The organism is Mycobacterium simiae (assembly GCF_010727605.1).
Classification (GTDB): domain Bacteria; phylum Actinomycetota; class Actinomycetes; order Mycobacteriales; family Mycobacteriaceae; genus Mycobacterium; species Mycobacterium simiae.
Window position 1 is genome coordinate 1,526,405 of sequence record NZ_AP022568.1, and the last position, 21,629, is coordinate 1,548,033.

15 protein-coding genes and 1 riboswitch are annotated in these 21,629 nt (G+C 65.6%); of the genes, 9 read left to right on the plus strand and 6 right to left on the minus strand.

The features are described 5' to 3' along the window. The first annotated feature begins 74 nt into the window (after positions 1-74). From G6N33_RS06950 to nagA, 3 genes are read left to right on the plus strand one after another with little or no spacing between them, the layout of a single operon-like run. On the plus strand, positions 75-1,319 hold the full coding sequence (locus G6N33_RS06950) for a D-alanyl-D-alanine carboxypeptidase family protein (protein ID WP_044509971.1): 1,245 nt from the start codon (positions 75-77) through the stop codon (positions 1,317-1,319). Further along, positions 1,316-2,668 (plus strand): sugar porter family MFS transporter, encoded by a 1,353-nt coding sequence (locus tag G6N33_RS06955; RefSeq protein WP_044509970.1) that lies wholly within the window; start codon positions 1,316-1,318, stop codon positions 2,666-2,668. The genes G6N33_RS06950 and G6N33_RS06955 overlap by 4 nt, the downstream gene beginning before the upstream one ends. Beyond that, entirely contained in the window at positions 2,659-3,786 is a 1,128-nt protein-coding gene (nagA, locus tag G6N33_RS06960) for an N-acetylglucosamine-6-phosphate deacetylase (protein ID WP_044509969.1), read from the plus strand. The genes G6N33_RS06955 and nagA overlap by 10 nt, the downstream gene beginning before the upstream one ends. Here the strand turns inward: nagA and yhjD are convergent. After that, the gene (gene yhjD, locus G6N33_RS06965; protein WP_044509968.1) at positions 3,783-4,811 is read right to left on the minus strand and encodes an inner membrane protein YhjD; all 1,029 of its coding nucleotides are present in this window, start codon (positions 4,809-4,811) and stop codon (positions 3,783-3,785) included. The two genes, nagA and yhjD, sit on opposite strands and share 4 nt — an antisense overlap. A gap of 29 nt (positions 4,812-4,840) precedes the next feature. After that, positions 4,841-5,860 carry a tryptophan--tRNA ligase gene (trpS, locus tag G6N33_RS06970; protein WP_044509967.1) on the minus strand — a complete coding sequence of 340 codons (1,020 nt, stop codon included), beginning with the start codon at positions 5,858-5,860 and terminating at the stop codon, positions 4,841-4,843. Positions 5,861-5,942: 82 nt separating this feature from the next. Here trpS and G6N33_RS06975 point away from each other — a divergent pair, with 82 nt between their 5' ends. Further along, on the plus strand, positions 5,943-6,785 hold the full coding sequence (locus G6N33_RS06975; protein ID WP_101528619.1) for an alpha/beta fold hydrolase: 843 nt from the start codon (positions 5,943-5,945) through the stop codon (positions 6,783-6,785). Positions 6,786-6,794: 9 nt separating this feature from the next. On the opposite strand, the gene G6N33_RS06980 is transcribed toward G6N33_RS06975, so the two are convergent. Then, positions 6,795-9,026 carry an NADP-dependent isocitrate dehydrogenase gene (locus G6N33_RS06980; RefSeq protein WP_044509966.1) on the minus strand — a complete coding sequence of 744 codons (2,232 nt, stop codon included), beginning with the start codon at positions 9,024-9,026 and terminating at the stop codon, positions 6,795-6,797. 105 nt (positions 9,027-9,131) lie between these two features. Next, positions 9,132-9,253: riboswitch (SAM riboswitch) on the plus strand. Between the two features lie 38 nt (positions 9,254-9,291). Here G6N33_RS06980 and G6N33_RS06985 point away from each other — a divergent pair. The 3 genes from G6N33_RS06985 to G6N33_RS06995 are packed head-to-tail and all read left to right on the plus strand — an operon-like array spanning position 9,292 to position 12,528. Continuing rightward, positions 9,292-10,638, plus strand: a complete 1,347-nt coding sequence (locus G6N33_RS06985) for a bifunctional o-acetylhomoserine/o-acetylserine sulfhydrylase (protein WP_101528620.1) — start codon at positions 9,292-9,294, stop codon at positions 10,636-10,638. A 19-nt stretch (positions 10,639-10,657) separates the two neighbouring features. Further along, on the plus strand, positions 10,658-11,797 hold the full coding sequence (metX, locus tag G6N33_RS06990) for a homoserine O-acetyltransferase MetX (RefSeq protein WP_044509964.1): 1,140 nt from the start codon (positions 10,658-10,660) through the stop codon (positions 11,795-11,797). Beyond that, positions 11,794-12,528, plus strand: coding sequence for a class I SAM-dependent methyltransferase (locus G6N33_RS06995; protein ID WP_044512888.1), 735 nt, complete (start codon positions 11,794-11,796; stop codon positions 12,526-12,528). Before metX ends, G6N33_RS06995 begins: the two co-directional genes overlap by 4 nt. Here G6N33_RS06995 and G6N33_RS07000 read toward each other — a convergent pair. After that, positions 12,489-14,450 (minus strand): APC family permease, encoded by a 1,962-nt coding sequence (locus G6N33_RS07000; protein ID WP_081662185.1) that lies wholly within the window; start codon positions 14,448-14,450, stop codon positions 12,489-12,491. The genes G6N33_RS06995 and G6N33_RS07000 overlap by 40 nt on opposite strands. Positions 14,451-14,539: 89 nt before the next feature. Continuing rightward, a complete protein-coding gene (locus tag G6N33_RS07005) occupies positions 14,540-16,474 on the minus strand; it encodes an APC family permease (protein WP_081662184.1) in 1,935 nt (644 codons plus the stop codon). A gap of 505 nt (positions 16,475-16,979) precedes the next feature. Between G6N33_RS07005 and G6N33_RS07010 the strand changes: the two genes are divergently transcribed. Together G6N33_RS07010 and G6N33_RS07015 are read left to right on the plus strand one after the other, a co-directional pair. After that, positions 16,980-18,737 (plus strand): NAD-binding protein, encoded by a 1,758-nt coding sequence (locus G6N33_RS07010; protein WP_044512883.1) that lies wholly within the window; start codon positions 16,980-16,982, stop codon positions 18,735-18,737. A gap of 62 nt (positions 18,738-18,799) precedes the next feature. Further along, on the plus strand, positions 18,800-20,095 hold the full coding sequence (locus G6N33_RS07015; RefSeq protein WP_044512882.1) for a PPE family protein, SVP subgroup: 1,296 nt from the start codon (positions 18,800-18,802) through the stop codon (positions 20,093-20,095). Between the two features lie 16 nt (positions 20,096-20,111). On the opposite strand, the gene G6N33_RS07020 is transcribed toward G6N33_RS07015, so the two are convergent. Beyond that, positions 20,112-21,554 carry an FAD-dependent oxidoreductase gene (locus G6N33_RS07020; RefSeq protein WP_044509963.1) on the minus strand — a complete coding sequence of 481 codons (1,443 nt, stop codon included), beginning with the start codon at positions 21,552-21,554 and terminating at the stop codon, positions 20,112-20,114. Positions 21,555-21,629: the final 75 nt, after the last annotated feature.

The window sequence follows — 21,629 nt, forward strand, 5'->3', positions numbered from 1 at the left end:
TCGTAACATCTGCCCCAGTAGTCACAGCGCGGCTCCCGCGGATTGGGCGCCCCATCGCCTAGTCTGCACAGTTGATGAGCCTCTCACGTTCTGCATCATGCCTGGCAGTGGCCCTTTTTGTGGCCGCCGCCCCGGCCGTGTCGGGCGCGCCGGCCGCGCTCGCGGAGCCCAACCCGGGACCCGACGCCGGGGCACCCAGTTGCCCGTACCGCGTCAACACCCCGCCCGCGGTCGACTCCTCGGAGGCCCCGCAAGCCGGTGATCCGCCCATTCCGCTGGCCGTGCCACCCAAGCCGGTGGGCGGTGACGCCCTGTCCAGTTGCGGCATCGTCACCGCGCCGGACACTCCACCGCTACCCACCGACATCTCCGCGGAGGCCTGGCTGGTCGCGGACCTGGACACCGGGGCGGTGCTCGCCGCCAAGGACCCGCACGGGCGGCATCGCCCCGCCAGCATCATCAAGGTGCTGATCGCGATGGCGGCGCTCAACGCGCTGCCGCTGAACAAGTCGGTGACGGGAACCTCGGATGACGCGGCCGCCGAGGGCACCAAGGTGGGCGTCGACGATGGCGGGGTCTATACGGTCAACCAGCTGCTGCACGGACTGCTGATGCACTCCGGCAACGACGCGGCGCACGCGCTGGCCATGCAGCTGGGCGGGATGCAGCAGGCGCTGGAGAAGATCAACGTGCTGGCCGCTAAGCTCGGCGGCCGCGACACCCGGGTGGCCACGCCGTCGGGGCTGGACGGGCCCGGCATGAGCACCTCGGCCTACGACATCGGCCTGTTCTACCGATATGCCTGGCAGAACCCGACTTTCGCCGACATCGTCGCAACCCGGACCTTCGACTTCCCCGGCCACGGCGACCACCCGGGCTACGAGCTGGAAAACGACAACCAGCTGCTCTACAAGTATCCGGGAGCGCTGGGCGGCAAGACCGGCTACACCGACGACGCCGGCCAGACGTTCGTCGGCGCGGCCAACCACGACGGCCGCCGGCTGGTCGCGGTGCTGCTGCACGGCACCCGGCAGCCGATCGCCCCGTGGGAGCAGGCGGCGCACCTGCTGGACTACGGCTTCGCCACCCCGCAGGGCACGCAGATCGGTGGGCTGATCGAACCCGACCCGTCGCTGATTCCCAAGCAGGACAGCGCTGCTGATCGCCGCGCTAATGGCGCCCAGGCGGCCAACCTACTGCCGGCGGCTGACGCGTTGCCGGTGCGGGTGGGTGTGGGCATCATCGGCGCCATCATCGTGTTCGCATTGATCATGGTCGCGCGGTCAATGAACCGGCGGCCCCAACACCAGCACCGTTGATTGCGGGGGCGCGCGTTGGGCTGACCGGCGCCAGCGTCGGTCTCAGCTACGGGTACGACCTGTCCATCATCGCGGGCGCGCAGCTGTTCGTCACCGAGGATTTCGGGCTCACGACCGGCCAGCAAGAGCTGCTGACGACGATGGCCGTGATCGGCCAGATCGCGGGCGCGCTCGGCGCCGGCGTGCTGGCCAACGCGATCGGTCGGCAACGGTCGCTGGTGCTGATCCTGGTCGGCTATGCGGTCTTCGCGTTGCTCGGCGCGTTCTCGGTCGCCCTGCCGATGCTGCTGGCCGCGCGGCTGTTGCTGGGGCTGACCATCGGCGTGATGGTGGTGGTCGTCCCGGTCTACGTGGCGGAGTCGGCGCCGCCGGCGGTGCGCGGCGCGCTGCTGACCACCTACCAGCTGGCCATCGTCAGCGGGCTGATCCTCGGATACCTCGCCGGTTACCTGCTGGCCGGTACGCACAGCTGGCGGTGGATGCTGGGACTGGCCGCCGCGCCGGCACTATTGTTAGTGCCGTTGGCAATTCGACTTCCCGACACCGCGCGGTGGTATCTGATGAAGGGGCGGGTCGAGGACGCCCGCCGTGCGCTGCTGCGGGTCGAGCCCGCCGCGGACGCCGATGCGGAACTCGCCGAAATCGGCCGTGCCGCGCGCGAAGGCTCCCCGGGTTTCAAAGGCGGCATCTCCGAGATGCTGCGGCCACCGTACTTGCGGGCCACCGTGTTCGTGGTCACCCTCGGCTTCCTGATCCAGATCACCGGCATCAACGCGATCATCTACTACAGCCCCCGCATCTTCGAGGCCATGGGATTCACCGGCAATTTCGCGCTGCTGGCTCTGCCGGCACTGGTGCAAGTTGCCGGGCTGGCCGCGGTGGGCGCGGCACTGACCCTGGTCGATCGGGTGGGACGGCGGCCAATCCTGTTGTGCGGCATCGCGATGATGATCGTCGCAGATCTGGTGCTGACGCTCGTGTTCGGTCGTGGCTTCGGCGGCGCGATCCTCGGGTTCGCCGGCATCCTGCTGTTCATCGTCGGCTACACACTGGGTTTCGGTTCCCTGGGCTGGGTGTATGCCAGCGAGAGCTTTCCCACCCGGCTGCGCTCCCTCGGGTCGAGCACCATGCTCACCGCTAACCTGCTGGCCAATGCGATCGTCGCGGCAGTCTTCCTGACCATGCTGCATTCACTCGGTGGCGCAGGGACTTTCACGGTGTTCGGCGCGCTGGCCGTCGCGGCGTTCGGCTTTGTCTACCGGTACGCCCCGGAGACAAAAGGACGCCAGCTCGAGGAGATCAGGCACTTCTGGGAAAACGGTGGACGTTGGGAGGAGCCATGCCCCTGATTCGCGCCGACGCCGTGGCCCTGCACGGCCGGATCTGCCGACCCGGCTGGATAGGGGTCGCCGACGGACGGGTCCGTGGCTGCGGAGACGGTGCGGCACCGGGCCCGCCCGACCACGATTTCACGGATTGCCTTGTGGTGCCAGGGTTTATCGACATGCATGTGCACGGCGGCGGTGGCGCCTCCTACCTGGACGCCGAGCAGGTAGCCGATGCCGCCACGTTTCACCTACGGCACGGGACTACCACGACGCTGGCCAGCCTGGTCACCGCCTCGCCCGAGGAGCTGATCGCCGGAGTCCGCGCCCTTGCCGACGCGACCCGCGCGGGCGTCGTCGCGGGCATTCATCTGGAGGGGCCGTGGCTGTCCGCGGCGCGGTGCGGCGCCCACGACGCCACCCAGATGCGCGACCCCGCTCCCGGCGAGCTCGACGACGTCCTGACCGCCGGCGCGGGAACGATCCGCATGGTCACGCTGGCCCCCGAACGCCGCGGCAGCGCCGAGGCGATCCGCCGTTTCGTTGACGCGGGTGTGGTTGTGGCCGTGGGGCATACCGCCGCCAACTACGAGCAGACCCAGCAGGCGATCGCGCTGGGCGCCACGGTCGGCACGCATCTGTTCAACGCAATGCCCTCCCTGCACCACCGCGACCCGGGCCCCGTGCTCGCGCTGCTCGAGCATCCCGACGTCACCGTCGAAGTGATCGCCGACGGCGTGCACGTGCATCCCGCCATGGTGGGTGCCGTCATCCGGACCGCCGGCCCCGACCGCGTCGCGCTGATCACCGACGCCATTGCCGCGGCCGGCTGCGCAGACGGAGCGTACCGGCTCGGCGCCGTCCCCATCGAGGTGGACTCCGGTGTGGCGCGGGTCAGTTCGACGTCGACGATCGCGGGCAGCACCGCCACCATGGATCGGCTCTTTCGCGCAGTGGCCCAGACCGGCCCGGACCCCGACGCCGCGCTGGCCGACGCGGTACGGATGACGTCGGCGACACCGGCGCGGGCGCTCGGCCTCGACCGGGTCGGCGCACTGCGCGACGGCTACGCTGCCGATCTGGTAGTGCTGGACCGCGAGCTGCGGGTCACCGCGGTGATGGTGCGCGGCAACTGGCGTTAACGGAGCCGACGGGTCACCCGGGACAGGGCCAGCGCACCAACGGCTCCCATCGCCATCGCGGTCAGCGTCTGGCGGGTGGTGATTCCCTCGTCCAGCAACACCCGCGGGGCGATGATCGCCGGCTCCGGCGGCGGGGTGTGCGCTCGCCGCGGATCCCCGGACACGGTGGCCGCCCAGGCGGTGGCGAAAAGCACCAGATAGCCGGTGATGTAAGCGAACACCATCAAACCCAGCACCGGGCCAAAGGCAGCTCCCGCCGGACTGCGCAGCACGACACGCAAATAGATCGACCCCACCTGCTTGAACAACTCGAAGCCGATCGCCGCCAGCAAGCCGGCCCGCGCCGCGTCGGCCAGGTTGACCTTGTGCCGCGGTAGCCGGCCGATCAGCCAGGTGAACAACAACCACGACACCAGCAGCGACACGGCTATCGAAACCACCCGAAAGATCTCGCCGAATACCGAGAAAGTGGGTATACCAAGCCATCTCAGCAAAGCACGCATCGGCGCCGCGTGCCCGAGGGCGGTGAGTGCCAGCGTGACGACGATGACCGCGAACGTGCCGACCATCGCGATCAGATCGGAGATCTTGTTGCGCACAAACCCCGCCGAATCGTATTGCTCATCCCACCACATGGTGGTCACGGCGCCGCGCATGTGGGACATCCAGCCCAGACCGGCCCAGGCCGCGGTGATCAGCCCGATGATGCCGACCGATGCGCGCGCCTCGATCGCCGAGTTCATCAGATCCACCAACTGCTGACCCAGCGTGCCGGAGACCGTGCCGCGGATGTGGTTGCTGATCGTGTCGATCAGCGCCGGATCGCGCGACAACACAAAACCGACGAGGGCGAATGTGACCATCAGCAAAGGGAATAGCGCGAAGATCGTGTAGTAGGTGAGACCGGCCGCCAAAAACCCGCCGTTGCGCGCACCGAAATGGGTGTAGGCCCGTATCACGTGGTCGAGCCAGCCGAACCGGGCGCGCAATCGGTCAATGAATCCCGGCTTGGCCGGTTCATTCATGGCGGCGGCTCCCAGGTGAGAAACGGGCCTTACCTCCGTTGCGGCAGAAACCCCAGCCGATGGTAAACCCGCTGGACCGTTTTTCCGGCCACGTCCTCGGCGCGCTCGGCGCCGGCCGCCAGCACTGCCTCCAATTCGGCGATGTCGGCCGTCAATTCGTCGACTCGCGCCTTGATCGGGGCGACGAATTCGACCACCGCCTCGGCGGTGTCCTTCTTCAGGTCACCGTAACCGCGCCCGGCGTAGCCGTCGACGAGCTTGTCGATGTCGATGCCGGTCACCGCCGATTGAATGGTCAGCAGGTTCGACACTCCCGGCTTAGCCTCGGTATCGAAGCGGATTTCCCGCTCGCTGTCGGTCACGGCCGAACGAATCTTCTTGGCGGACTTGGCCGGATCGTCGAGCAGGTTGATCAGTCCGGCATCGGTGGCCGCCGATTTGCTCATCTTGGACCCCGGATCGGCAAGGTCGTAGATTTTGGCGGTGGCCTTGGGGATGAGCATGTCGGGCACGACGAAGGTGTCCGGGAAGCGGGAGTTGAACCGTTCGGCGATGTCGCGGGCCAGCTCGAGGTGCTGGCGCTGATCCTCGCCCACCGGCACCAGATCGGTGTCGTAGGCCAGCACATCGGCGGCCTGCAGCACCGGGTAGGTGAACAGGCCGACCGTGGTCGAGTCGCTGCCCTGGCGCAGCGACTTGTCCTTGAATTGCGTCATCCGCGACGCCTGCCCGAATCCGGTGAAGCAGCCCAGCACCCAGGCCAGCTGGGTGTGGGCCGGGACATGGCTCTGCACGAAGATGGTGCTGCGGGCGGGATCGATGCCCAGCGCCAGATACTGGGCCGCGGTGACCAGCGTGCGGCGGCGCAGCGCCTCGGGGTCTTGCGGGATGGTGATGGCGTGCAGGTCCACCACGCAGAAGAACGCGTCGTAGTCCTCCTGCAGCGCGACCCACTGGGTGATCGCGCCCAGCGCGTTGCCGAGGTGTAGCGAGTCAGAGGTGGGCTGCACGCCGGAGAAAATCCGGCTGGGTCCGGTAGTGGTGCTCATGATGTGTCGATCTTTTCACGCCCGAATTTCCCGGCACGGCCTTGCTTGCGGTACCGGCGGTACCGCATTTAATGTCGCCTACATGAGCACTCGCGCGCCGATCCATCTGGGTTCCGGAGAGCCGGTCTTGCTGCTGCATCCGTTCCTGCTCTCGCAAATTGTCTGGGAAGACGTCGCCCAGCAGCTGGCCGACACCGGACGCTTCGAGGTGTTCGCCCCGACAATGGCGGGTCACAACGGCGGGCCGCCGGCCGGTACCTGGTTTCTGAGCTCCGAGGTGCTGGCCGACCACGTCGAGCGGCAGATGGACGAGCTGGGCTGGGACACCGCCCACATCGTGGGCAACTCGCTGGGGGGCTGGGTCGCGTTCGAACTCGAACGGCGCGGCCGGGCCCGCAGCATCATCGGCATCGCGCCGGCCGGCGGCTGGACCCGCTGGAGCCCGGCAAAATTCGAGGTCATCGGCAAGTTCGTGCTGGCCATCCCGCTGCTGGCGTTCGCTTTTCTGTTGGGCCCGCGGGTGCTGCAGCTACCGTTCAGCCGCCGGTTGGCCACCTACGCGATCAGCGCCACCCCGGACGGCGTCAGCGAGCGCAAACTCGCCGACATCATCGACGACGCGGCCCACTGCCCCGCCTACGTCCAGCTGCTGGTCAAGGCCTTGTTGATGCCCGGCCTGCGCGAGCTCGCGCTCAACGCCGTCCCGGCGCACCTGGTGATTTGCGAAAAAGACCGGGTGATCCCGTCGCCCAGGTTCAGCCGGCATTTCATCCGCCATCTGCCGGAGGGCCATCGGGTCACCGAGCTCGACGGCGTCGGGCACGTGCCGATGTTCGAAGCTGCCGAACGGGTGACGAAAGTCATCGTGGACTTCCTCGACGAGTGCGTCCGCCCGGTCCAGGTCGCCGATCCGCCGGCAACTTAGACTGGCGCGTCAGCCCTTCGCCAGTGCCTCGTTGAGCGTCTTGCTCGGCCGCATCACGGCCGTCGTCTTATCCGGGTCCGGGTAGTAGTAGCCGCCGATGTCGGCCGGCTTGCCTTGCACCGCCGCCAGTTCGGCGACGATGGTGTCCTCGTTCTCGCTCAGCGAGTCGGCCAGCGCGGTGAACCGATCGCGCAACTCCTTGTCCTCGTCCTGGGCGGCGAGTTCCTGGGCCCAATACAGCGCCAGGTAGAACTGGCTGCCACGATTGTCGAGTTCGCCGGTCTTGCGCGACGGACTCTTGTTGTTGTCCAACAGCTTGCCGATCGCCGAGTCCAGGGTCCTGCCGAGCAGCTTCGCGCGGGGGTTGTCGGTCTTGATGCCGATGTCGTCGAAACATGCTCCCAGAGCCAGGAATTCACCCAGGGAATCCCAGCGCAGATGATTTTCCTCGACGAGCTGGTGGACATGCTTGGGGGCCGAGCCGCCCGCACCGGTTTCGTACATCCCGCCGCCGGCCATCAACGGCACGATGGACAGCATCTTGGCGCTGGTGCCCAGCTCGAGGATCGGGAACAGGTCGGTGAGGTAGTCCCGCAGGATGTTTCCGGTCGCGGCAATAGTGTCCTGCCCGCGCACCGCGCGCTCGATCGTGTACCGCATGGCCCACACCTGCGGCATGATCTGGATCTCCAGGCCCTCGGTGTCGTGCTCTTTCAGATAGGCCTTGACCTTCTTGCGCAGCTCGACCTCGTGCGGCCGTTCGGTGTCCAGCCAGAACACCACCGTCATGCCCGAGTTACGGGCCCGGGTCACGGCGAGCTTGACCCAGTCGCGGATGGCTTCGTCCCGCACGATCGGCATGCGCCAGATGTCACCGGTTTCCACGTTCTGGGTGAGCAGGACGTCCCCGGTGTCGAGGTCGATGATGTTGGCGACGCCGTCCTCGGGAATCTCGAATGTCTTGTCGTGCGAGCCGTACTCCTCGGCCTGCTGGGCCATCAGACCGACGTTGGGGACGGTGCCCATTGTGGTCGGGTCGAATTGGCCGTTCGTCTTACAGAAGTTGATGATCTCCTGGTAGATCCGGGAGAAGGTCGACTCGGGGTTGACGGCCTTGGTGTCCTTCTGCCGGCCGTCGGCGCCGTACATCTTGCCGCCGGCGCGGATCATCGCGGGCATCGACGCATCGACGATCACATCGCTGGGCGAGTGAAAGTTGGTGATGCCCTTGGCCGAATCGACCATGGCCAGCTCGGGGCGGTGTTCGTGGCAGGCGTGCAGGTCGCGGATGATCTCATCGTGCAGCGACGCCGGCAGCGACTCGATCTTGGCGTAGAGGTCGACCAGTCCGTTGTCGACGTTGACGCCGAGCTCGTCGAAGAGCGCCTGGTGCTTGGCGAACGCGTCCTTGTAGAAGACCTTGACCGCGTGGCCGAACACGATCGGGTGCGAGACCTTCATCATGGTCGCCTTGACGTGCAGTGAGAACATCACGCCGGTCTCGTAGGCGTCCTGCATCTGTTCCTCGTAGAACTCGACCAGGGCCTTCTTGCTCATGAACATGCTGTCGATGATGTCGCCCTCACGCAGCGACACCACAGGCTTGAGCGTGACGACCTTGCCGTCCTTGGTCTCCAGCTCCATCTTCACGTTGCGCCCGCGGTCCAGCGTCATCGACTTCTCGCCGTGGTAGAAGTCGCCGTGCTTCATGGTCGCAACATGGGTGCGCGACGCCTGCGACCATTCCGCCATGCTGTGCGGATGCTTGCGCGCGTACTCCTTGACCGCCTTGGGCGCGCGCCGGTCCGAGTTGCCCTGCCGCAGCACCGGGTTGACCGCGCTGCCAAGGCATTTGGCGTAGCGCTCGCGAATTTCCTTTTCCTCTTTAGTCTTAGGACTGTGCGGGAAGTCCGGGAGCTTGTAGCCCTTGTCCTGCAGTTCCTTGATGGCGGCGACCAGTTGGGGTACCGAGGCGCTGATATTCGGCAACTTGATGATGTTGGTGTCGGCCAGCTTGGTCAGCCGCCCCAGCTCGGCCAGGTTGTCCGGGACCCGCTGCTCGTCGGTCAAATCCTCGGGGAATTCGGCGAGAATACGCGCCGCCACCGAGATGTCGCTGGTCTTGATCTCGATCCCCGCCGGTTCGGCGAAGGCCCGCACGATCGGCAGGAAGGCGTAGGTCGCCAGCAACGGCGCCTCGTCGGTCAGTGTGTAGATGACGGTCGGCTTGTCGGCGCTCACGGTCAATCTCCCGACGTAGATTATTGGGGGGTCTCAGCGTTCTTGCTGCCACGTTATCAAGCACGAGTTGGCACGATGTCGACGCAGTAAGATAGTCTCCGTATTGGTCATGAGCGCCAGCATCAAGCCCCGGCTTGCTGGCCGGCAACCCTCCAACCGCGGTGGGGTGCCCCGGGTGATGACCAGGTTGAGTAGCCACAGCACCGGCTATCCGGCAAGCGCGGGTCCGCCGTGACGGACCCCTGAGTAGACAGGGAAACTTAGGGTGAGCTCCGACAACACCAATTCCGAGACGGATCCGACGGCGCACTGGTCGTTCGAGACCAAGCAGGTGCACGCGGGCCAGCAGCCCGACCCGACCACCAAGGCCCGGGCCCTGCCGATCTACCAGACCACGTCGTACGTCTTCGACGACACCGCCCACGCCGCCGCCCTGTTCGGGCTCGAGGTGCCGGGCAACATCTACACCCGGATCGGCAACCCGACCACCGATGTCGTCGAACAACGCATCGCCGCGCTCGAGGGCGGCGTCGCCGCGCTGTTCCTGAGCTCCGGTCAGGCCGCTGAGACGTTCGCCATCTTGAACCTGGCCTGTGCCGGGGATCACATCGTGTCCAGTGCGCGCCTGTACGGCGGCACCTACAACCTGTTCCACTACTCGCTGGCCAAGCTCGGCGTCGAGGTCACCTTTGTCGAGGATCCCGACGATCTGGACGCGTGGCAGTCCGCGGTGCGGCCCAACACCAAGGCCTTCTTCGCCGAGACGATCTCCAACCCGCAGATCGACATTCTGGATACGCCCGGAGTCGCCGGGGTTGCCCATGCCAACGGCATCCCATTGATCGTCGACAACACCATCGCCACGCCGTACCTGATCCAGCCGTTGGCTCAGGGCGCCGACGTCGTGGTGCACTCGGCGACGAAGTACTTGGGCGGTCACGGATCGGCGATCGCCGGCGTCATCGTCGACGGCGGCACGTTCGACTGGACGCGGGGCCGCTTTCCCGGGTTCACCACACCCGACCCGAGCTACCACGGCGTGGTCTACGCCGAGCTGGGACCGCCGGCCTACGCGCTCAAGGCGCGCGTGCAGTTGCTGCGCGACCTCGGGTCTGCGGCCTCCCCGTTCAACGCGTTCCTGGTGGCCCAAGGTCTGGAGACGTTGAGCCTGCGGATCGAGCGGCACGTCGCCAATGCCCAACGGGTGGCCGAATTCCTGGAGGGTCATGACGGTGTGCTGTCGGTGAACTACCCGGGCCTGCCCCGCTCGCCGTGGCATGAGCGGGCAAAGAAGCTGGCGCCCAAGGGAACCGGAGCTGTCCTGGCGTTTGAACTGGCCGGCGGTCTGGAAGCCGGGCGGGCGTTCGTGAACGCGCTGCAACTGCACAGCCACGTCGCCAACATCGGCGATGTGCGGTCGTTGGTGATTCACCCGGCATCGACCACCCACGCCCAGCTGAGTCCCGCCGAGCAGCTCAGCACCGGCGTCACGCCGGGGCTGGTGCGACTGGCCGTCGGCATCGAGGGCATCGACGACATCCTGGCCGACCTGGAGCTCGGGTTCGCGGCAGTCCCGAAAAGCTCCGACCCGCAGGCCGTGGCGGCTTTCTGAGGACGCGAGGGACAGTGCCATGACGATTTCCGACGTCCCCACCCAAACGCTGCCAGCCGAAGGCGAGATCGGTCTGGTCGACATCGGCTCGCTGACCACCGAGAGCGGCGCGGTCATCGACGATGTCTGTATCGCGGTCCAACGCTGGGGCGAGCTGTCACCGACCCGCGACAACGTGGTCGTGGTCTTACACGCTCTCACCGGCGATTCCCACATCACCGGGCCGGCCGGACCCGGGCATCCCACTCCCGGCTGGTGGGACGGCATCGCGGGGCCGGGCGCACCGATCGACACCAGCCGATGGTGTGCGGTGGCCACCAACGTGCTGGGTGGCTGCCGTGGCTCCACCGGGCCGAGTTCGCTTGCCCCAGACGGGAAGCCGTGGGGTTCACGGTTTCCGCTGATCACCGTGCGCGACCAGGTCGAGGCGGATATCGCCACGCTGGAGGCGCTCGGCATCAGTCAGGTCGCGGCCGTGGTCGGCGGATCCATGGGCGGCGCACGGGCTTTGGAATGGATGGTCGGCCACCCCGAACGCGTTCGGGCCGGATTGCTGCTGGCCGTCGGTGCGCGTGCCACCGCGGACCAGATCGGCACTCAGACCACCCAGATCGCGGCGATCAAGGCCGACCCGAACTGGCTCGGTGGCGACTACCACGGCACCGGGCGGTTCCCGGATGCGGGCCTGGCCATCGCCCGCCGATTCGCTCACCTGACCTACCGCGGCGAGGTCGAGCTCGACACCCGATTCGCCAATCACAGCCAAAGCGGCGAGGATCCAGCGGACGGTGGACGCTACGCCGTGCAGAGCTACCTGGAACATCAGGGCGCCAAGATCTTGGCCCGTTTCGATGCCGGCAGTTACGTGACTCTGACCGAAGCGTTGAACAGCCACGACGCCGGGCGCGGCCGGGGCGGGCTGAAGAAGGCGCTGGGCAGGTGCCCGGTACCAGCCGTGGTCGGTGGGATCAAATCCGACCGGCTCTACCCGTTGCGGCTGCAGCAAGAGTTGGCCGACCTGCTGCCGGGCTGCACCGGGCTTCATGTTGTCGATTCCATCTGCGGGCACGACGGTTTTTTGGTGGAGACCGAGGCGGTGGGTGAATTGATCCGTAAGACACTGGATCTGGCCGCGAATGAAGGTGCGTGTCGGAGGTGACCCGCTCTCGGCACGACCGCTCCTTGTCGTTCGGTTCGGCGGCCGCAGCCTATGAGCGTGGACGGCCATCCTATCCGCCCGAGGCCATCGACTGGCTGTTGCCGCGCGGCGCGCGCCAGGTACTCGACTTGGGGGCGGGTACCGGCAAGCTGACCACCCGGCTGGTCGAACGCGGCCTGGAGGTGGTGGCCGTGGACCCGATTCCGGACATGCTCGAAGTGCTGAGCGCTTCGCTTCCCGAGACTCGCGCGCTGCTAGGTACCGCGGAAGAGATTCCGTTGGAGGACAACAGCGTTGACGCGGTTCTGGTCGCCCAAGCCTGGCACTGGGTCGATCCGGAGCGAGCGATTCCCGAGGTGGCCCGCGTGTTGCGGCCCGGCGGGCGACTGGGTCTGGTGTGGAACACCCGCGACGAGCGACTCGGCTGGGTGCGTGAGCTCGGTCAGATTATCGGCAGCGACGGTGACGGTCGCCGGTTCGACGTGAAGTTGCCGCCGCCGTTCGCCGAGCCCGAACGTCATCAGGTCGAATGGACGAATTACCTCACGCCGCAAGCGTTGATCGATTTGGTGGCATCGCGCAGCTACTGCATCACGTCGCCCACCGAGGTGCGCACCCAAACCCTGGAGCAGGTACGCAACCTGCTGGCTACGCATCCGGCGCTGGCCAATTCGACCGGGTTGGCGATGCCTTATGTCACCGTGTGCATCCGGGCGACGTTGGCTTCCTGAGGCGCAAGGCCTTTGGGTGCCACTCGGGCGATCCGGGACTCGATATCGTAAGGCACGATGATCGCCGTCGCACCCCTGATGCGACTGACGGCGCGCGCCATCTTGTCCGCGGTGCGGTCGTGCAGTAGCCGGCCGAGCAACGGTGAAAAAGTGCGGCGCGGCAGCAGTACCGTCACCTTGCTGTCCTGGTGATCGCTGAGCACCCGGCAGACCAGATCGAATGCGGCACGACTCAAGTGCCGGTCCGGGCAGTTGATCAACCACAGCGGCGTGTCGTGTTCGAAGCGTTCCCAGCGTGCACGGAGTTCCATGGCACGGTCCACGTCGATTACGAAGTGCACCGCCGTCAAGTCGTCCGCGTGCAGCCCGTACCCCAGGCGCAACGCCTCGACTTCGGCGAGGTCGACGGAATCGACGAAAACCAGCACCCGAAGTCGCGGATGCCGATCCAGGTCGATGTCTTTGCCGTGCGACATCTCCAGCACGGAAGCCTCGGCACGATATTTTCGGTTCAGCCTCATCAGGCCGAAGACCAGCACCGGAAACACCACAACGACGAGCCACGCACCTTCGGTGAACTTGGCTACCGCGAAAATCCCCACGACGACCGTCGACAGGATTCCGGCGGACAAATTCACGAGCAGCTTGCGCCGCCAGCCCGATCCGCGTTGCGTCAGATGGTATTTCGCCATGCCGTAGCCGGCCATCGAGAATCCGGTGAACACACCGATTGCGAAGAACGGCACCAGGTGGCTGACCTTTGCCTCGGTAATCACCAACAGTGTCAGTGCCAGCCCGGCCAGTAGCAGGATGCCATTGGAGAACACCAGCCGATGGCCGCGCTTGGTCAACGGTCGCGGCAGGAAGCGGTCCTCGGCGACGAAACTCGCCAGCGCGGGAAAGCCGTTGAAGCTGGTGTTGCAGCCCGTGAACAGAATGGCCGCGGTGGACGCCTGCACCAGGAAGTACAACAGGTGGCCGAACACGCCGTTGCCGAAGACCGCGTGGGCGATTTCGGACAACATCGACGGGTATTCATCCAGGTACGGCACGGCGTGCGTGACGTGCGCAAGCCAGGCAACACCCGCCAGCAAGAAGCCCAGGATGCACGCCATCAGTGTGATGATCCGGCGCGCGTTGATGCCTTCCGGCTTCTGTAACGCATCGACACTGTTGGAAACCGCCTCGATACCGGTCAGTGACGCGCCGCCATTGGCGAACGCGCGCAACACAATCAACACTGTCGCGCCCATTACCAATCCGCTGCCCTGGTGGACCGGCACTGCTCCGGCAATGTGCTGTGGGTCGTATCTGGGCAATCCCCACACGATTTCACGAGTCAGTCCGGTCAGGATCGTGATCGTGATCATCGCGACGAAGGCGTAGGTGGACAGCGCAAATGCCCGGCCCGATCGACGCAATCCGCGCAGGTTGACCAGGCAAATCAACACCACCGCGGCCAGCGTGATTTCCAGGTGGTAGGGACGCAGAGCCGGAACCGCAGAGACTACCGCAACGGTGGCGGCAGCGGGTTGTACCGCCACGGTAACGACGTAATCGATCAGCAGCGCCGCGGCAGCGACCTGCGCCACCCGTGGGCCGAAGTTCTCCCGCGCGACGGTGTAGGAACCGCCGGATCGCGCATAGGTCATGACGACCTGCCGGTACGACGCCGACACCAGTGCCAAGATCACCAGAATCACACCGGTGATCGGCAACAGCAACGCGAACGCGGCCATTCCCGCCGCCGGCAAGAGCTCTATCATGATCTGCTCCGGGCCGTAGGCGGTCGAGGAGATCGCATCGGGTGAAAGAGCCCCCAGCGCAACGCGGTTGGATAACCGCTCCGACTCCAACTGATCGGTCGTCAGCGGCCTTCCGAGAAAGATCCGCTTGCATCGATCGGCAACGGAAAGCGGCATTCCGGGGATCGTTGTCGTCGACGTTGTCGTCGTCGTGGTCGTGGTCGTGGTCGTGGTCGTCACGGCGGCTCCCCTCCTGGGATTGGGATTCACAAGACCCGGGTGACTTCGGCAATCCGGGACTCGATGTCGTAGGGCACGATCTGGGCCGTCGCACCCGGGATGCGGCTGACGGCGCGCGCGATCTTGTCCGCCGTGCGGTCGTGCAAGAGCCGGCCAACCAGCGGCGAGTAGGTTCGCCGCGGCAGCAATACCGTGATCTTGGTGTCAGGGTGATCGTCGAGTACTCGGAAAACCAAATCGTGTGCGGCCCTGGCTAAATGACGGTCCGGACAATCGACCACGCGCAACGGCGTGTGGTGATCGAAGTGCTCCCAACGCTGCCGTAGCCGTTCGGCCCTCATGGCGTCGAGCATGAAATGCACCGCGGTCAGGTCGTCGGCGTGCAGCCCGTTCGCGTAGCGCAGCGCTTCGATTTCGGCGAGGTCGACGGTATCGACGAAAACCAGTACTCGGTGCCGCGTATACCGGGCGAACACTGGGGTTTTGGCGTGCGACACCTCCAGCACGGCCGCCTCGGCGCGATACTTCTGGTTGAGCCGCATCAACGCGAAGACCAGCAGCGGGAACACGACGACGATCAGCCACGCGCCTTCGGTGAACTTCGCCACGGCGAAGATCCCGACCACGATCGTCGATAGCATCCCTGCCGATAGGTTGACCGCAAGTTTGCCTCGCCAGCCCGATCCGCGATCGGTCCAATAGTGCTTGGTCATGCCGTAGCCGGCCATCGAGAACCCGGTGAATACGCCGATTGCGTAGAACGGCACCAGCGCATCGACGGAGCCGCCGGTGATCAGGAGCAGTGCCACCGCCAACGCGGTGAGGGTCAGAATCCCGTTGGAGAACACCAACCGGTGACCGCGTTTCATCAAAGGCCTTGGCATGAAGCGATCTTCGGCAACGAAACTGGCCAATGCGGGGAATCCGTTGAAGCTGGTATTGCCGCCGGTGTAGAGGATCGCCGCGGTAGATGCCTGTAGCAAGAAATACAGGACTTGGCCGATCACGCCGTGCCCGAATACCGCCCTGGCGATTTCGGACAACATCGACGGATAACCGTCGACATAGGGTGCCGCGTGCGTGACGTGGGTCAACCACGCCACACCCGCGAGCAAGAACCCGAGCATGCAGGCCATCACGGTCATCACCCGACGGGCATTGACACCTTCGGGCTGGCGCAGACTGTTGACCGTGTTGGAGATTGCTTCCACACCGGTCAGCGAAGAACCGCCGTTGGCGAACGCGCGCAGCACGATCAACAAGGTTGCGCCCATGATGATGCCACCACCTTGATGGACCGGCACCACACCGGTCATCTGTTGCGGATCGTATGTCGGCAAATTGCCGATGAATTCGCGCACCAGTCCCGCGACGATCGTCAGCGACACCATCGCCGTGAAGGCATAGGTCGGTACTGCGAATCGAACGCCGGCTTCCCGCAGCCCACGAAGGTTGGCGAAGCACATCATCAGCACGACGCCCACCGTGATCTCCAAGCTGTACGGGCCCAGTGCCGGTATGGCCGAGACCACCGCGACGGTCCCGGCGGCGCATTGCACCGCGACGGTCACCACGTAGTCAATCAGCAGCGCCGCGGCGGCAATTTGAGCCACCCGTGGACCGAAGTTCTCCCGCGCAACGACATAGGAACCGCCCGCCCTCGTGTAGACCATGACCACTTGGCGATACGACGCGGATACCAGCACCAGGATCAACAGGATGACGCCGGTGATGGGGAGCAGCAATGCGAAAGCCGCCATTCCAGCAGCCGGCAATAGCTCGATCATGATCTGTTCGGAGCCATAGGCAGTCGATGAGATCGCATCGGGCGAAAGCACGCCCAGTGCAACTGGATTGGATAACTTCTCGTGCTGCAGCTGATCGGTGATCAGTGGTCTGCCGAGAAATCCACGCTTACACACGTCGGAGAACGACGACCATGTTCTGTGCTCAGCATCCAAAGGTGTTGTCACAAGCCAAATTCCTTATCCCCAATTCGACCGACTCGGCGAAAGCGTAGCTGCTCGACGACGCCGTGTCGCTCCCCTACTTGACGACGCAGGCCGAACAAGTCCGCAAACACACAGCAAGTTGCCAGCGATATTGCCAGGACATTTGAAGAAGGTCATCTGCACGCAACAAAGCAATCCGTACGGGCGACAAACCCGCAGGAACCCGTCGATATGTCGGTAGCACGAGTGCCGCTGAGCGGCGATCGACAAATCAGGTAATTCCCAGCAAAGTGTTCGCGTCGTGGATAACCAGCGACCTCAGCGCTTGCGCGCGGAGCGGGCCGGACTTCATCAAATACGTTGTGGCACTGTATATTTGGTGGAATTCGTGATGCAATCGTTATGGTGGCGGCGAATTGCGATGCAGCTCACGGTGATTCAAGGGCTGTTACGATCGGCCAAATCCACTGGAGCTGTTGGACCAGTTCACGATGTCGCGGAGGAGCCAGAACTCATGCACCAGTGCGTCATCGTCAGCGGTGATGACGCGCTGGCGACCACGATCATCGAGGAGCTCAAAAGGGCGGGCGCAAGCGTTGCCAGACTCCTCGATTCCGACCTCGCCGGCGCCCGTGTCAAAACCGAGCTCGTCAAGGCCGGAGTCGTCCACGCGTCGGCCATCGTCTGCGCCGGGGTCGACGATGCCACCAATCTCGAGATCGCGCTGTTGGCCAGAAAGGCCAACCCGGACATTCGGGTCGTGGCTCGACTGGCCAATGATGTGCTGCGGGAAGCGGTCGCCGCCGACGACGGGCCCAGCGCGATTCTTGGCGTTGCCGACCTCGCAGCACCGGCGGTCGTCGAGGCATGTCTGGCCCGTACCACGCACCCGTTCCAGGCCGCCGGTACGCAGTTCGTGGTGTTCGGCGCCGAGGCGCCCTACGACGCGACATTGCGGGAGATCTACGGGGACCTCGACCCGGTCGCCATCGTCAAAGGCGACAACACGTTCAACGCCGGCGAAGTGGTCGTCTGCCCAGGCCGTGACATGCGAGTCAGCGCGGGCGACTGGACGGCCATGATCGGCACGAAAAGCGACCTGATCACCGCCGGGATCAAAGTCCCCAGCCACACCAGAACCCGGTCCCGGCAGTCCCGGTTGCGCCGGGTGGTCAACGCGGTGCGCACCTTGTCCAGTGACGTGAACCCCGCGTTCTATCCGGTGATCGTGGCCCTGGGGATATTGATCGTCGGGTCGACCACGCTGCTGCACTTCTCCTACACACACCCCGGGATGTCCTGGGTCGACGCGTTCTACTTCACCAACGAGACGATCACGACCACCGGATACGGAGACTTCAGCTTCGCCAAGCAACCGACCTGGCTTCGGTTCTACGCCGCCATGTTGATGCTGGGCGGCGTGACCACCACCGCCCTGCTGGTGTCGTTCGTCGCCGACGTCATGCTCTCACGTCGGTTCGTCTGGTCGTCCGGACGGCCGCGGGCACGGCACCTGCGCAACCACATCATTGTCGTCGGGCTCAGCGCCCTGGGCATTCGGGTCGTCAGCGACTTGATCACCGAGGGCTACGACGTCGCGGTGATCGAGCGCGACCAGACCAACCCCTTCTTGTCGACGATGGACGAACTCGACGTACCGGTGATATTCGGAGACGCCACGTTGCGACAGACACTGGAAGCCGCTCGTGTCCAGACCGCTCGTGCCGTGGCGGTGCTGACTCGTGACGACATGGTCAACATCGAGACCGGCATCGTGATCCGCGAGATGCTGGCCGCCCAGGAATCAGCCACCGGCAACCGGTGGAGCGAGGTCCCGTTGGTGTTACGGGTGTACGACCACGATCTCGGGTCTGCCGTTGCCCACCGGTTCGGCTTCGAAAACGTGCGCTCCACCGTCGAATTGGCCGCGCCGTGGTTCATCGGCGCCGCGATGGGTCTGCAAGTGCTGGGGACGTTCTCAGTCGGAAACCGGTCGTTCTTGGTCGGCAGTATGCGCGTGCAAGCCGGCAGTGAACTCGACGGGCTGCAGATGTTCGAGGTCTCCACGCAGACCCGGGTGATCGCAATCACCCGTGACGACGCTCCGGTTCAGCTGCATCCGCGCCGCGATGCCCGGCTCAACGCCGGGGACACCGTCTACCTGGTCGGCCCGTACCGGGAACTGCTGGCGACCCTGCGCAAGGGACAGCCGTCGACGGACGGCGGCCTGTGCCCGAACGGCGAGTACCAGGTGAAGCGTCAATCTGCCTAACGCACAGCACTATTCGAATGCTTTAAGGGGGTTTCTTTGCGCTCGAATGGGTGTGGCAAGTGATCGGCTTCGGGGCGCTCCCGCCGGAGGTGAATTCCGGCCGCATGTATGCAGGGCCCGGGTCCGCGCCGATGCTAGCCGCTGCGCAGGCATGGGAAGACCTTGCCACGGAACTGTATTCGACGGTCAACTCCTACCAAGCGGTGGTCTCAGGACTTACCTCAGGGCAGTGGCTGGGTCCCTCCTCGGCGATGATGGCCGGCGCCGCGACCACCTACCTGACGTGGATGAGCAGGGCCGCGGCACAGGCCGACCAGACGGCCGGTCAAGCCATGGCCGCCGTTTCGGCCTACGAAACGGCTTACGCCGCGACAGTCCCGCCGTCGGAGGTAGCCGCGAACCGCAGCCTGCTGATGGCGTTGGTGGCCACGAATGTGTTGGGACAGAACACGCCGCAGATCGCCGCGACGGAAGCCGAATATGGCGAGATGTGGGCACAAGACGCGGCGGCGATGTACGGATACGCGGGCTCAGCGGCGGCGGCTACGCAGCTGACGCCGTATAGCCCGCCGCAGCAGAACACCAGTCCGGGCGGACTGACCGGCCAGTCGAACGCGGTGGCGCAGGCCGCTGAGGTGCCAGCCTCGCAGTCGCTGTTCGCGGTACCGCAGGCACTGTCCGACGCGGGCTCGTCACTTGGCGTGTCATCGCCGCTGGACCTGGTGGACCTGGGCGCCGACGCGATCGCCTACGGGCTCGACGCGCCCATGTCGCCGCTGGGGGCAATATCCCTTCCGATCGACCTAGTCGGCGCGCAGACCGGTATACACACCGACGACATCGTCAGCGGCTGGGACGCCGCGGGTGCCGGGCCCGAGGCCGTGGTCAAGAGCGTGACTCCGCCTGTCTCGGCAACCCCGCCGGATGTCGTGTCCCGCGGGGTGTCCGCCGGGTTGGGCGAGGCCGACGCCGTCGGCAGGCTGTCGGTGCCGCCCACTTGGGTGTCCGCAACACCGGCGGTGCGCCCGATCGCGCTGGCGTTACCGGCCGCACCGGCCGCCGTCGCACCACAGGCTGCGGGGTTCAACGTGGAAAGCACCTTCGGTGAGATGGCCATGGCGGGCACCGCTGGACGAGCCATCCGCGAGGGCTTCGGCCCGCGAAGTCGGGACCAGCACGGCGCGCCGGCGATCGCACGCCAGGCCAGCGAGGTCGACGACGCTGCCGCCGAGAACGAGCCGCGGACGGTGGTCACCGGAATCGCTGCGGAGATACGCGATTTCGCGCGGTTGCGCGATGAAGGGCTGATCTCCGACGACGAGTACATCGAGCAACGGAATCGACTGCTGGGCCGCTGATCCAGCCGGTGCGGATCTAGAACTTCAGGCCGGAGTACATGATCTGGTTCGGATCGTACTTCTGTCGCACGCTGTTCAACTGCGCTAGATTCGAGCCGAAATAGCGTGACGCCGCGGTGTTTGGCTCCAAGTAGTTGACATAACCGCCCACCGAAAACTGTTGCACCGCTTGGTGTGCAGCGCTCAGCCACTGCGTGGCCGCCGCGACCTGATTGGCGGATGGCTCGACATACCACTGCAGCACCGCCGATTGCTTGCGCCACGGGAAGGTCGAGTCCGCCGGAGCCACATCGGCGATCGCACCACCCAGCGGATCCACCAGCAACGAAGCCTGCCCGGCGGACGCGGGCCATTGCCCGATCGCGGTGGCAATGGCATGCGCCGCAGCCGAATTCACTGTCGTGATCACATCGGACCCGGCGACGAAGCCGCGAGGCGGAGACGTCGAGCTGCCGCCGGCCAGATACGTCACCAGGTCCATGCGGTTCATCGTCTTGTTGCTGACCGCGGTGGGCTGCAAGCCGATTGCGGCCTTGAGCGCGTCGGCCATCCCGGCCGCGCCCCCGGCTGGACAGGTCGCCAGAATATGACAATCGGGCTGAGCGCCTCCGACCGCGAGATCGACCATGGCCCAGGCATTTCGATCGGCGTCGTTCAACCAGTTCTGCCAACCGACCAGGACCTGAACGGCCGAGGACGGCGCGAAGTCGAGGCGGACGATGTCGGTGTCACCGGTCGGGAAGGTCGCAAACGTCATCGATGTGGTCACGCCCACATTGCCACCGCCGCCACCGCGTAACGCCCAGAACAGATCCGGATGGTCACTAGCCGACGCGGTGACGACGTCGCCACTGGGCAGCACCACCGTGGCCGATTGCAATGCGTCGCAGGCGAGGCCGGCGTGCCGCGAATCCGCGCCGATGCCGCCGCCGAGCGTCAGCCCACCGACACCGACCGTTGGGCAACTGCCGGTAGGAACGCCGCGACCCGCGCCGGCACAGGTCTGATGTATCGCCCACAGATTGGTCGCGGGCGACGCCGTGACGTTGCCGCCGTCGAGCGTCGGGCCACCCGGGAGTCCGCGCAAGTCGAGCATCATCACGCCGTTCGCGCTCGAGGCGCCAATGTAGGAGTGCCCACCGCCGCGCGGCGCGACTTTGAGCTTGTTGGCCGACGCGAAAGCAAGCGCCTTTTGGACATCGGCCTGCGACGAAACCGCGACGATCGCTGCCGGGGTGGAATTGTTGTAGAACGAGTTGAATACTTGCTTGCGCGAGGAGAATTGGGCGCCGCTGGCCGGCAGCAGCACGCTGCCACCGATGGTGGAGGCCAGACCATTCCAGCTGGCGGCCGCAGCTCCCGGGTCTGCGCCGGCCCGTGCGGTGCCGAACACCGCGCCCGCCGCCAGCGCTGAAACGGCACCGCGGAGAAACGTTTGACGCGAGATGCCATGATCCATGCGCGGGATTCTTAACCATCCCTCACGAAAATGTCCGGCGCCGCAGCCTGTGTCAGATCACAGTGTGGCCTCGAT